Origin of the sequence: Bradyrhizobium centrosematis (assembly GCF_045571495.1) — a bacterium.
Taxonomy (GTDB): domain Bacteria; phylum Pseudomonadota; class Alphaproteobacteria; order Rhizobiales; family Xanthobacteraceae; genus Bradyrhizobium; species Bradyrhizobium centrosematis.
The window spans coordinates 174,406-186,805 of the sequence record NZ_CP120703.1 but is presented as its reverse complement, the minus strand read 5'-3'; the positions used below and the strand labels follow the sequence as shown (position 1 = coordinate 186,805).

12 protein-coding genes and 1 pseudogene are annotated in these 12,400 nt (G+C 65.5%); 6 read left to right on the top strand and 7 right to left on the bottom strand.

Annotation, left to right across the window (positions count from 1 at the left end; genetic code table 11):
• The 4 genes from hisF to P6U31_RS00860 all read left to right on the top strand — a co-directional run bounded on the left by hisF (position 1) and on the right by P6U31_RS00860 (position 2,532).
• Entirely contained in the window at positions 1–774 is a 774-nt protein-coding gene (gene hisF, locus P6U31_RS00875; protein ID WP_028133461.1) for an imidazole glycerol phosphate synthase subunit HisF, read from the top strand.
• Positions 775–851: 77 nt separating this feature from the next.
• Positions 852–1,175 carry a phosphoribosyl-ATP diphosphatase gene (locus P6U31_RS00870; RefSeq protein WP_080133864.1) on the top strand — a complete coding sequence of 108 codons (324 nt, stop codon included), beginning with the start codon at positions 852–854 and terminating at the stop codon, positions 1,173–1,175.
• Between the two features lie 60 nt (positions 1,176–1,235).
• Positions 1,236–2,192 (top strand): type I pantothenate kinase, encoded by a 957-nt coding sequence (gene coaA, locus P6U31_RS00865; protein WP_407186426.1) that lies wholly within the window; start codon positions 1,236–1,238, stop codon positions 2,190–2,192.
• A 100-nt stretch (positions 2,193–2,292) separates the two neighbouring features.
• Positions 2,293–2,532, top strand: a complete 240-nt coding sequence (locus P6U31_RS00860) for a hypothetical protein (RefSeq protein WP_407186425.1) — start codon at positions 2,293–2,295, stop codon at positions 2,530–2,532.
• Between the two features lie 4 nt (positions 2,533–2,536).
• Here P6U31_RS00860 and P6U31_RS00855 read toward each other — a convergent pair whose 3' ends face one another.
• The 5 genes and pseudogenes from P6U31_RS00855 to P6U31_RS00835 all read right to left on the bottom strand — a co-directional run bounded on the left by P6U31_RS00855 (position 2,537) and on the right by P6U31_RS00835 (position 8,907).
• On the bottom strand, positions 2,537–3,595 hold the full coding sequence (locus P6U31_RS00855) for an AI-2E family transporter (RefSeq protein ID WP_407186424.1): 1,059 nt from the start codon (positions 3,593–3,595) through the stop codon (positions 2,537–2,539).
• A 114-nt stretch (positions 3,596–3,709) separates the two neighbouring features.
• The gene (locus P6U31_RS00850; RefSeq protein WP_407186423.1) at positions 3,710–4,339 is read right to left on the bottom strand and encodes a histidine phosphatase family protein; all 630 of its coding nucleotides are present in this window, start codon (positions 4,337–4,339) and stop codon (positions 3,710–3,712) included.
• 105 nt (positions 4,340–4,444) lie between these two features.
• The gene (locus P6U31_RS00845; protein ID WP_407186422.1) at positions 4,445–6,670 is read right to left on the bottom strand and encodes an ATP-binding protein; all 2,226 of its coding nucleotides are present in this window, start codon (positions 6,668–6,670) and stop codon (positions 4,445–4,447) included.
• 121 nt (positions 6,671–6,791) lie between these two features.
• On the bottom strand, positions 6,792–7,259 hold the full coding sequence (locus P6U31_RS00840; protein WP_407186421.1) for a hypothetical protein: 468 nt from the start codon (positions 7,257–7,259) through the stop codon (positions 6,792–6,794).
• A 110-nt stretch (positions 7,260–7,369) separates the two neighbouring features.
• A pseudogene (locus P6U31_RS00835) lies at positions 7,370–8,907 on the bottom strand (YifB family Mg chelatase-like AAA ATPase).
• A gap of 228 nt (positions 8,908–9,135) precedes the next feature.
• Between P6U31_RS00835 and P6U31_RS00830 the strand changes: the two are divergent.
• Together P6U31_RS00830 and P6U31_RS00825 are read left to right on the top strand one after the other, a co-directional pair.
• Positions 9,136–9,381: a PilZ domain-containing protein gene (locus tag P6U31_RS00830; RefSeq protein ID WP_028145870.1), complete on the top strand. Its 246-nt coding sequence runs from the start codon at positions 9,136–9,138 to the stop codon at positions 9,379–9,381.
• A gap of 149 nt (positions 9,382–9,530) precedes the next feature.
• Positions 9,531–10,319, top strand: coding sequence for a tetratricopeptide repeat protein (locus P6U31_RS00825; RefSeq protein WP_407186420.1), 789 nt, complete (start codon positions 9,531–9,533; stop codon positions 10,317–10,319).
• A 59-nt stretch (positions 10,320–10,378) separates the two neighbouring features.
• Here P6U31_RS00825 and P6U31_RS00820 read toward each other — a convergent pair whose 3' ends face one another.
• Together P6U31_RS00820 and P6U31_RS00815 are read right to left on the bottom strand one after the other, a co-directional pair.
• Positions 10,379–11,668 (bottom strand): CpaE family protein, encoded by a 1,290-nt coding sequence (locus P6U31_RS00820; RefSeq protein ID WP_407186419.1) that lies wholly within the window; start codon positions 11,666–11,668, stop codon positions 10,379–10,381.
• Positions 11,665–12,399, bottom strand: coding sequence for a CpaD family pilus assembly protein (locus P6U31_RS00815; RefSeq protein ID WP_407186418.1), 735 nt, complete (start codon positions 12,397–12,399; stop codon positions 11,665–11,667). Before P6U31_RS00815 ends, P6U31_RS00820 begins: the two co-directional genes overlap by 4 nt.
• Position 12,400: the final 1 nt, after the last annotated feature.

Here is a 12,400-nt window from a genome sequence, read left to right as displayed (position 1 = left end):
ATGTTCAAGGTGCGTGTGATCCCCTGCCTCGACGTCAAGGACGGCCGCGTCGTCAAGGGCGTCAACTTCGTTGATCTCAGGGATGCCGGCGACCCCGTCGAAGCCGCGATCGCCTATGACGCTGCCGGTGCCGACGAGCTCACCTTCCTCGACATCACCGCCACCCACGAGAACCGCGGCATCATGCTGGACGTGGTCCGGCGCACCGCGGAAGCCTGCTTCATGCCCGTCACCGTCGGCGGCGGCGTGCGCGAGGTCAACGACATCAAGACGCTGCTGCGCGCCGGCGCCGACAAGGTCTCGATCAACAGCGCGGCAGTATCCCGCCGCGAGTTCGTCAAGGAAGCTGCCGAAAAATTCGGCGAGCAATGCGTGGTGGTCGCGATCGACGCCAAACGCGTCAAGCGTCCGGGCGGCGACCGCTGGGAGATCTTCACCCATGGCGGCCGCAATTCGACCGGCATCGACGCCATCGAATATGCCCAGGAAGTGGTCGCGCTCGGCGCCGGTGAAATCCTGCTCACCTCGATGGATCGCGACGGCACCAGGCAAGGCTTCGACATCCCGCTGACCCGGGCGATCGCCGACAGCGTGCCCGTGCCGGTGATCGCCTCCGGCGGCGTCGGCAATCTCGATCATCTGGTCGACGGCATCCGCGACGGACACGCCACGGCCGTGCTGGCGGCCTCGATCTTCCATTTCGGGGAATTCACCATCCGTGAAGCCAAGGAGCACATGGCCCGCCGGGGCTTGCCGATGCGCCTCGATGCCTGACGACTCCGGCTTGCAAAAATGCTACATAAGCCGGTGGGGAACGGCTTCCGTGGCCTCATGTGTTTCCGAGTAATCCGATGCCGCGTTTCACGATCCATGATCTGGCCGAGACCATCGACGCCCGCGCTGCGGCCGGCGGCGAGGCGTCCTATACCCGCAAGCTGCTCGACAAGGGCGCCGAACATTGCGCCAAGAAGTTCGGCGAGGAAGCAGTCGAAACCGTAATCGCAGCAGTCGAAAACGATCGCGCGCATCTGATCGCCGAGAGTGCGGATCTGCTCTATCATTTCCTTGTGCTTTTGAAGGCACGCGGCATAAAGCTGGAAGAGGTCGAGGCTGCGCTGGGCAAGCGCACGTCGATGTCAGGGTTGGAAGAAAAGGCGTCGCGCAAGAGCGATTGAGATTATTGTTTGAGCATGAATTTTCCGGATCATGCTCTGGAGCAACGGAAAGGCGGCGTCATGGATATCCGCGCACCCGAGCAGCAGTATAATCCGTACCGCGTCTATACGCGCGAAGAGTGGGCGCGTTTGCGCGACGATACGCCGATGACGCTGGAGCCGGGCGAGTTCGACCGGCTGCGCTCGTTGCACGATCGTCTCGACCTGCAGGAGGTCGAGGACATCTACCTTCCGCTGTCGCGCCTGCTCTCGATCTATGTCGATGCGACGCAGCGCCTGTATTACGCCGAACGCCAATTCCTCAACATCCGCGACCGCAAGGTGCCCTACATCATCGGCGTCGCCGGATCGGTCGCGGTCGGGAAATCCACCACGGCCCGCGTGCTTCAGGCATTGCTGGCGCGCTGGTCGCCGCGCCCGAAGGTCGAGCTGATCACCACTGACGGGTTTCTCTATCCCAACGCGGTGCTCGATCGCCAGGGCATCATGCAGAAGAAGGGTTTCCCCGAGAGTTACGACCTGCCGCTGCTGCTCAGCTTCCTCTCCGACATCAAGTCCGGTCGCCGCCATGTGCGCGCGCCGGTCTATTCGCATCTGACCTATGACATCGTGCCGAACCAGTGGGCCGAGATCGACCAGCCCGACATCCTGATCGTGGAGGGCGTCAACGTCTTGCAGACCGGCAAGCTGCCGCGGGACGGCAAGGCGGTGCCGGTGGTCTCCGACTTCTTCGATTTCTCGGTCTATATCGACGCCGACGAGGCGGCGCTGCGGCAATGGTACATCAAGCGCTTCCTGGCGCTGCGCGACACGGCATTCACCAACCCGAAATCCTACTTCAACCGCTACGCGCTGTTGTCGGACGAGGAAGCGACCGCCACGGCGATCGCGATTTGGGAGCGCACCAACCTCGCCAATCTCGAGGACAACATCCTGCCGACCCGCCCGCGCGCGACGCTGATCCTGAAGAAGGGCGCCGACCACACGGTGGAGAGCGTGGCGCTCAGGCGGCTGTAAGTCCAACGGTTGGGACGGCCCGGGCCGGTTTGGATAGAGTGTCTTTTGTTGCAGACCGGCAAGAGGTATTCAGCTATGACCTTCGAAACGCGAGGGCTCCATGGTTGATCGTCTGAGAAGCGCTGCAGAACAGCTCGAAGCACCGATCTGCCCTGATTGTCACATCGAGATGCGGTGGTACCGCTCGGAGCTGCTCGCGGATGAGCCAGTTCCGGTCATTGCGCATCTCTTCGTTTGCCCGCACTGCAAGCGCGCAGCGCAAACCGACACCGTCTTCAAGGGACCTCTCGGCCCGCCTGATAAACTCTCCGCGCCGCGCTTTATGGCGCACGCCGCGTAACGGGTCAGTCGCGAGCCTCTTGTCGCTCCTTCGCGCTGACGAAGATGTGCCACGCCGTCAGAAACATGGCGGCGACCAGCGGACCGATGACGAAGCCGTTCGCCCCGAAGGTTGCGAGGCCACCCAGCGTCGCGAGCAGCACGACATAGCTCGGCATCCGGATCGACTGTCCGACCAGGATCGGGCGGAGGAAGTTGTCGGCAAGGCCGATCACGAAGGTCCCGAAAGCGAGCAGGATGATCCCTTTCGTGACGGCGCCCGTCACAAGCAAATAGAGGCCGGCCGGAACCCAGACCAGGGCGGAGCCGAGCACCGGAAGAAGCGAAAACAGCGCCATGATGGCGCCCGCCAGCAGCGGCGCAGTCAGGCCGAGCAGCCAGAAGATCAGCCCGCCAAGCGCGCCCTGGATCAGCGCAACCAGGATGATGCCCTTGATCGTCCCGCGAACGGCCAGGGTGAACGCATCCAGGATCTCGGCGGTATGGCTCGCTCGCAGCGGAAGCGCGCTGCGGACGCGCAGGTTCAGCGCGTCACCGTCGCGCAGGAAGAAGAACAGCAAGTAGAGCATCACCAGCAGGCTGGCGACGAACTCCACCGTCAACTGGCCGATGTTGATCGCGTGCCCCGCCAGCTGCTGGCCGGCCGGGACCACCAGGCTCGACAGGCGTTCTTTCATAGCCGACAGGTCGATGCCGGCCAGGCGATCCGACATGGACGTAACCCAATCCGGCAGCGCGGCTTTCAGCTGCTGCAGGGGATGAGCCAGATCGATCTCGCCACTCTGAACGCGCTGAACCAGCTCGCCTCCCTGGTCGATGAGTGAAGCGATCACGACCCCGATCGGAATCAGGACCATGACGACCACGACGATGACGGTGGAAAGTGCAGCGAGATTGCGCCATTCCGGAAGTTTTTCCAGGCAAGCTCGATAGAACGGCGCGAAGATGATCGCCAGCAGCGTGGCCCATAACAAGGCGCCGGAAAACGGCCAAAGCAGCCAGCCGAACGCGAGGGAGATCACGCCAAGCCAGACGAGGAATGAACGGTCTTCCGATGTTCTCACGTGTTGCCGGCCTCCAGTCGCACCTTTCGGGACGTTGGTAGCACAGGACCGTGGCGGAGCGGCAAGTCGCGCCCCGCCTTCGTCGCACTGGCAGCCGAACTAATTTGCGGCCGGTTACTTGCCGGCCTTCGCACTCCAATCGGCGATCTTGATGCGTCCCGCAAAGGTCGCGGGACCGGAGCCGCCGGCCTTGTAGACGAAAGCCTCGCCCTCCTGGACGTCGCCGGCCTCCTTGCCGAAAGCATCGGCGATGTTGGTCTTATGGGTGACCAGGAATGTGTTCGTGCCTGGCTTTGGCGGCACATCGACGAGCTGACGCACGGCCTGTCCGGCCCTTGCATTGGCGCCGGTCGGGTTTGCCATTCCCGATGCGCTGGCGTTGCTGCTGTCCGTCAACGCATCGACCGGCTTGACCTCGCGGCCGGAGATCAGCCTGCCGGCTTCGATCGCGCGGTTCAGCCGGCTGGTGTAGACGTCGCCGATTGGGACCGTGAGGTCCTTGATCGCCGCTCCGATCTGTCGCGCCATGTCCCTGCCCTTTTCACTGAGCTGACGCTGGGCGCTCATGTCGTCGAACTTGAACGGGTAGACGTCCTTTTGGCTGTCGTCGGTCGCGGTGTGCCGAAAAACCAGGACAAAGCCGCCCTGCCTGAGCGATGCGATGAGGTCCGGCGTATCGGCCCCGGCGTCTTGGGAAATTCCGGCGAGGAGGACAACGATTGCGAGGCGGCAGAGCACATTCATGCGCGAGATCCTCTGGCGAACACCCCCCGAGGATGGTGACGCGCAGCGCCGCCGATTTCAATTGTCGATTGCCGAAGGGGTTCAAATTCCGGCGAGGCTTCCCGATCAGACCGACAGCCGCTGCGACGCCGCGAGCCCTGCCAGCGCTTCGTCGAGCTTGTCGCGATCGAGCGGCTTGATCAGAAACCCGGTCATGCCCGCTTCGAAGCAGGCATAGCGGTCCTCCACCAGCGTGTTGGCGGTGAGCGCGAGGATCGGCGTGTGATGGCCACCCATGGCGGCCTCATGCGCGCGGATGCGCTTGGTCGCTTCGATGCCGTCGAGCTGCGGCATCTGGATATCCATCAGCACGAGATCATAGGGCGTGCCGGCCGATGACGCGGCGAGCCAGGACTCCAGCGCCGCCTCGCCGTGGACGGCGATGACGACGCGATGGCCGAGCTTCGTCAGCAGCGAGCGCATCAACAGCGCGTTGATCTCATTGTCCTCGGCAACGAGAATCGACAGGCCCTTGGTGGGCGTCGCGCCGGCGGCTTCAGGTGGTGGCTCCGGCGCGAGGTCCGGCGAGGCGACCTCCGGCGTCAGCGCGAGGCGCGCGGCGAGCGAGGCCGCACGCAGCGGCTTCACCAGAAAGCCGGTGAAGGCCGGCGACAGCTTTTCATGGCGTGAGCTCGACGTCAGCAGCACGAGGCGCTGCAGCGCATGCGCGCGGGCCATTTCGCCGAGATGATCGGCCGTGGCAGCGCCAATCGCACGATCGATCAGCACCGCGTGCCATGAGCGTTCCGGCAGCAGCGCTTCGGCGACCGCCGCGTCCGCAACCAGGCAGGTCTGGCTGCCCCAGCGTTCAAGGCGCCGGGCGATCAACGAGCCCTCGATGCCGTCCGCGACGAGGAGGATCGATTTGCCGCCGAGGTTGGGGCTTGGAAAGGCGGTCTGTCCCGCGCTCGCTGGCGACGGCGCAAGCGGCACCGCGATCTCGAAGGTCGAGCCTTTGCCCGGCTCGCTCGTGAGCGTGATCCGGCCGCCCATGCGCTTGACGATGCGCTCGCTGATGGAAAGTCCGAGCCCGGTGCCGCCATAGGTGCGGGCGACGCGCTCGTCGGCCTGCTCGAATTCGCGGAAGATGCGTTGCTGCGCCTCCGGCGCGATGCCGATGCCGGTGTCGCGGACCAGGAAGCTGATCTCGTTCGGCCAGATGCCGGGCTCGACGATCAGCGCGACGCCGCCATTCGCGGTGAACTTGATGGCGTTGCCGGCGAGGTTGAGCAGCACCTGGCGCAGCCGCGCCGCATCGCCGACCACTTCCAGCGGCAGGCGCTCGTCGACGTAAGCGGCGATCTCGAGCGTCTTTGCCTGCGCGCGCGGCGCGAGCAGCTCGGTGATCTCCTCGACCAGGGTCGAGAGCGCGAAGGGACGCTGCTCGAGATCGAGCTTGCCGGCCTCGATCTTGGAATAGTCAAGCAATTCCTCGATCAGCGCCATCAAGGCTTCGCCCGAGGTCTTGACGGCCCTCGCATAGGTCGTCTGCTCCGGCGTCAGCGACGTGTCGAGCAGCAGGCCGCCCATGCCGATGATGCCGTTCAGCGGCGTGCGGATCTCGTGTGAGGCCATCGCCAGGAAGCGCGATTTGGCGCGGTTGGCGGCGTCGGCCTGATCGCGCGCGTCCGCCAAGGCGCGTTCGGTCTCGGTACGGTCGGTGACGTCGCGTCCCACGCTCTGCAGTTCGGCGGGCTGGCCGGCATCGAGGCGGACATAGCCCTCGCGCCAGGCGATCCAGCGCGCGCCGAGCGGGGTTGCGATCTTCTGGTCGTGGATCCGCGTGCCGTTGCTCTCGCGCGCGCTGTCGCCCTGCTCCAGCACGTCGAAATCGAAGCGCGTGCCGAGCAGCGCGCTGCGCTTCTGTCCCGCGAGCGTGCAATAGGCCTCGTTGGCAAAGGTGATGCGGCCATCGGTAGCACGCACCACAATGAGATCGCCCTGCTGCTCGAACAGGCTGCGGGCGCGTTCCTCCGCTTCCTTCAGCTCCCAATTGCGATCAATCAGCCTCTCGTTGTGGGCGGCGAGCGTGCGGAGCCGCTTGGCCACGAAACGCAGGCGCATGCTCAGCGTTGCAAGGCCGAGGCAGGCGAGCGCGAACAGGAAGCTGGCGCCGATCGCAAAGGTGTGCGGATCGTAGCCGGAGGTATCGGACCGGCTGCCGGACACGAAGCCATAGGCGCCGCCGAAGGTCGCCGAGAAGATCATGAAGGAACGGATCGCAAAGGCGATGCGGGGGTGTTGTCGCCTGAAGCGGCGCATGCGCACCTTGATCCGGAATGTCCGACCCATCGCCACCGACCCGACTCTTCTCCGAGACCCCACTGCCGCGTGCGACGATGGCCCGCGGACCTTGCGAACAGTTTGAGGCCTAGGTTCTGCCTCCGAACAGGGTTGATGAAGTGTTAAGGCTTCAGAGCGACGCGGCCTGGAGATGACGATGGCTGCCGCGGGCGCCGACGATCAGCGCCGCCGCCTCGCGCTGCGAGACGGACTTCGAGCGCACATAGATGCGGTAATCGGCCGGACCTTCGGTGGCGAGGTAGATCACCTCGCCGCCGTCGACCGGCTGGGCGGCGATCGAAACCAGGCGCGTCGAGGGATTGGCCTGACAGGAATCCGGCTCGGAATCGAGGCCATCGTCGACCACGGCGAAGTCCGCAGCGTCGGCATCGTCGGTGATCTGGACCCGCACCGTGGCGCGAGCAGGATCTTCGGTGAAGGCGACATGCACGCCGGCGGTCCAGAACAGCGATGTGAGCTCGACCGAGGTTTCGCCGACCGCGATGCAGGGATGCGAGACCGATCCGATCTCGGCGCGGGCGAACACCGCAGCCGCCAACAGGGGAACAACCGAGGCGAAGATCTTGAAACGCAACATGACACTCTACTCGCCGGGCCCTCGGGAACTCGGAACCGAAATCAGTGGGCCGTTATGGTTTGCAGAGCGTAAAGGAAACTCGTTACCGCCGGGTTGATGCGCTCAGGTGATCAAGCGATCTGGCGCACATCCTCCGCGAGTGCGCGATAGGAGAGTGCTTCGGCGAGGTGCAGCCGGCCGATCCTGTCGGCATGATCGAGATCGGCCAGGTGCGCGCCACCCGCAGCACGCGATGATAGCCGCGTGCCGACAGCCGCATGGTCTCGGCGGCGTCGCGCAACAATTTGGCGCCTTGCGCGTCCGGCTTTGCGATCTCCTCCAGCACCGAGGCCGGGGCCTCGGCATTGGTGCGGATCGTGGGCAGGCCGGCATCGGCATAGCGCGCGAGCTGGACGTCGCGCGCCGCCGCCACGCGCGCGGCGACCTCGGCCGATCCCTCCGCCGGCGGCGGCAGGATCAGATCGGCCGCGGTCACGGCCGGCACCTCGATGCGCAGGTCGATGCGGTCCATCAGCGGACCAGAGATGCGCGCCTGGTAATCGCCGGTGCAACGGTCGATGCGGCCGCGCTTGCAGGCATAGCCGGGCTCGAACGCGTTGCCGCAGCGGCACGGATTCATCGCCGCGACCAGCATGAAGCGCGCAGGATAGGTGACGCGATGATTGGCGCGCGACACCGCGACCTCGCCGTTCTCCAGCGGTTGCCGCAGCGAATCCAGCACGCGCGGATCGAACTCGGGCAGCTCGTCGAGGAACAGCACGCCCTGATGCGCCAGCGAGATCTCGCCGGGCTTGGCGCGCATGCCGCCGCCGGTGAGCGCCGCCATGCTCGCGGAATGATGCGGCGAGCGGAACGGCCGCCGCGCCGTCAGCGCGCCGCCTTCGATCTCGCCGGCGACGGAGGCGATCATCGAGACCTCGAGCAGCTCGCCCGGTGACAGCGGCGGCAGGATCGAGGGCAGGCGCGCGGCCAGCATCGATTTGCCCGCGCCCGGCGCGCCGATCATGAGCAGATGATGTCCGCCGGCAGCCGCGATCTCCAGCGCCCGCTTGGCGCTCTCCTGGCCCTTGATATCGCGCAGATCGAGCGTGGAGGTGACGGCTTCGTGGACCTTCGGCGAGGGCCGCGACAGCACCTGCGTGCCCTTGAAATGGTTGGCGATCTGGATCAACGAACTTGCGGCGATGATCTGGATATCAGGGCTCGCCCACGCCGCTTCCGAGCCGCAAGCCGCCGGGCAGATCAGCCCCTCCTCGCGCATATTGGCGCCGATCGCGGCGGGAAGAACGCCGGCCACCGGCGCGATCGAGCCGTCGAGACCGAGCTCGCCGAGCACGGTGAAGCCGGCCAGCGCATCCGGCGGGATCGCCCCGATCGCCGCCATCAGGCCGAGCGCGATCGGCAGGTCGTAATGGCTGCCCTCCTTGGGCAGGTCGGCTGGCGCCAGATTGACGATGATCCGCCGCGCCGGCAGCGCCAGTCCCGAGGCGATCAGCGCCGAGCGCACCCGCTCGCGCGCTTCCGACACCGCCTTGTCCGGCAGGCCGACGATGGCAAAGGCCGGCAGGCCGGGGGCGACCTGCACCTGCACGTCGACCGCCCGGGCCTCGATCCCTTCAAAGGCGACGGTGGAAACCCGTTGAACCATGCTCGAACCAGCCTGCCCTCACGCACAATTAGGGGTAGCAGAGGCCAGTCTGTTTCGCAAGAACAATACAGGAACATTCGCGGAGGGCAGAAGCAAGTCCTAACCAGCCGTAAACGCCCGGCCGACATTACGCATCGAATGCCAGCTTCTGTCCTCAGCACATCCCAACGAATGTCCGCTACTCCTAGCCTGCGGGATGGGCCGTAATCTAACAAGTGAACAAGCAAGATGCTGGTAAATCGCCGGAGAAGCGAACGTCGGGTGTGCAGCCGGCTCGCCAAGATCCATTTTGGCGCGGGCTCGCTGCCAAGGGACTGCACGATCACGGATATCTCGGACGGGGGTGTGAAAGTCGTGGCGGAATTTCTGGAAGTGCCGCCGCAATTCACCATCATCTTCGCGCCGGATTATTCCCGGCAGTGCCGTCTGCGCTGGCGCATCGGCTGCGAGTTCGGCGCCGAATTCGTCGACTAGATGATCCGGACCGGAGAGCCGCATCCGCGCAAAGCGTGAAGCGGCTTTCCGGCAAGATCATGCTCAAGCAACTGGACAGCCGCGCGTCCTTAACGGGACTTTAGCGTTAATCGGTAAGCATCTCTGATCAGTTGCCGAGTGATCAGAGTATGTCCAAGCGTTCGTCCCTCGCCTTCTCCGCGGCGAGATTTCTGCTTCCCGCGCTCATCGTGCTTGCTCTCGGCGGCTGTCAGACGACGAGCCTCGAGGACGTCACCGGCGCGCTCGGTGGCAAGCCGGAACCGGCCAGCAAGGCCGACGCCAAGTCGGACATGAAGGCGGACATGGATGCATTGCGCGAGCGCTATCGCGCCAAGCCCAGCGACGCCGCCTTTGCGCTCGAATACGGCAAGGCGCTGCGCGACAGCGGCCAGCGGGCCCAGGCGGTCGCGGTGCTCGAGCAGGCCGTGCTTGCCCATCCCAGCAACAAGGCGCTGCTCGCCGGCTACGGCCGCGCGCTCGCCGACAACGGCAATTTCCAGCAGGCCTTCGACGTTCTGGGCCGCGCGCATTCGCCTGAGGATCCCGACTGGCGGATCCTGTCGGCGCAAGGCGCCGCGCTCGATCAGCTTGGCCGCAATGAAGAGGCGCAGCAATATTACGCGAGCGCGCTGAAGATCGTGCCTGACGAGCCGCAGGTCCTGTCCAATCTCGGCCTGTCCTACATGCTCCAGAACGATCTGACGCGGGCCGAACAGGTACTCGGCCGCGCTCATCAGCGCAATCAGAACGATGTCCGGATCCGGGCCAATCTCGCGCTGGTGCTGGGATTGCAGGGCCGCCAGGCCGAGGCTGAAATCCTCGTGAAGGCAGATTTGCCGCCGGACCAGGCCGCGGCCAAGGTCACGGCGCTGCGGCAACTGCTGGCCAAGAAGCAGCAGCAGCGGGCCGAGAAGTAGCCCGCCACCCGCCCGCATTCTTGCGCATCGCGTTCACGCGACGGAAAACGCGATCGCGGTTACGATGCTTTGCGATGCGGGGCTGACCCGCGGCCAGACCGGCCCTTCAGCTTCTTCAAGAGCGGCTCGAGCAGCGAGCGCCTCGGCTTCTTCACCTCGCCGCGGCCGGCGAGGCGGTTCGCCATGTTCTGAAACAGCTCGGCGGTGCGGTGGCTCTTGGAGACTTCCGCGATCATCTGGCCGTTATTGGCCGCGGTCGAAAACAATTTCGAATCGAACGGGATCACCGCGATCGGCTGGCTCTCCATGGTCTTGGCGAACGCCTTGACCTCGATCTCGGCGCGCTTGTGCATGCCGACCTGGTTGAGGCAGTACAGCGGCGGCCGGTCGTTCGGTCGCGCCGCCTTCAGCACGCTCAGCATGTTCTTGGTGTTGCGCAGATTGGCGAGATCGGGCTCGGCGACGATCACGATGTCGTCGGCGTTCACCAGCGCGCGCCGGGTCCAGCCCGACCATTGGTGGGGCACATCGAGCACGATGCAGGGCGTGGTCATGCGCAGCGTGTCGAACACGGCATCGAAGGCTTCGGCGCCGAAATCGTAGACGCGGTCAAGGGTGGCAGGCGCAGCGAGGAGGCTGAGACGGTCGGTGCATTTGGCGAGCAGGCGCTCGAGCAGCGCCGTGTCCGGCCGGTCCTGCGACAGCACCGCGTTGGCGATGCCCTGCACCGGGTCCTGGTTGTAGTCGAGGCCCGCGGTGCCGAAGGCGAGATCGAGGTCGATCACGACGGAATCCAGCGAAAGGTCGCGGGCGATGGTCCAGGCCACGTTATGCGCGATGGTGGAGGCGCCGACGCCGCCCTTGGCGCCGACCACCGCGATGACGCGGCCCGTGATGATGGCTTCGGAGGCCGAGAACAGGCTGCAGATCGAGCGGACGACGTCGAGGGTCTCGACCGGTCCGACCACGTAGTCGTTGACGCCGCGGCGCACCAGCTCGCGATAGGGCGCGGTGTCGTTGGGATTGCCGATCACGACCACGCGGGTGCCGGGGTCGCAGACGCCGGCGAGGTCGTCGAGACCCGCGAGGATGTCGCGCGTACCGTCGGATTCGATCACGATCACGTTCGGCGTCGGCATCGATTCATAGACTTCGATCGCCGCGGCAAGGCCGCCCTCCTTGGCGGTGAGATGCGCCTTGGCGAGCCGGCGGTCCTGCCCGGCCGCGGTCACCGCCTTGAGCGTCTGCTCGGTCTCGCAAAACGCCTGCACCGAGATGCGAGGAACCGGCGCAATATGTTCCTCGGGGTGCTGTGGATCGTCCGCGCCTTCGTCGTGGAGCCCTGTCATTTGCCGGTATCGCTGAGTTTGGCCCTGTCGGCCTCGGGATGGGGAGACGCGATCGCGATGCCTTTGCGATAGCGCTCGAAAGCAATGTCGCGCCGCGCGGTATAGGCCGGTGTCTCCGACCGGGGCTGCTCGAGATCGGCCGGGTTGTCGATCATCGCTGCGAGATTGCGCTGGCTGGCGCAGCCCAGATTGAAATAGGGCCGGTTCTCATTGTAGCCGGGATCGAGAATCGAGGGGCCGACGTCTTCCGGCCACAGTCCGCAGGGGCCCGCGACCGCCGCAATCTTCGAATAGCTGAGGCGGATCGTCGGCAGCAATCCGGGATCCTCGGGACGATAGGGATGCTGGACGATGGCTCGCGACGGCACGCCGCCGGCTGCGAGCACGGAATGGATTTCCCGATAGGTCGCGGCGGCCGCGCGCGAATTCGCGCTGTCAACGGGCACGTCGACGACCACGGAGCCGGTGCCTTCGCGCACCCAGTCCCGCGCGATGCCGGCGACGTCCGAATGCTGCGCGGCGGACAGGCCGCCTCGCGCCTTGCCGACGAAGATCACGATCGACTTCTTGCCCTCCTGCACCGCGATCGGATGGCGTTGGCGGTAGTCGGTCGGCACCGTCTGGGTGACGATATCGCCCGTGGTGTTGCAGGCGCCGAGCATGACGGAGAGCCCCGTCAATGCCAGCGCGATCCGCACATTGCGACGTCGATCGGCAGATGTTGTCGTCATC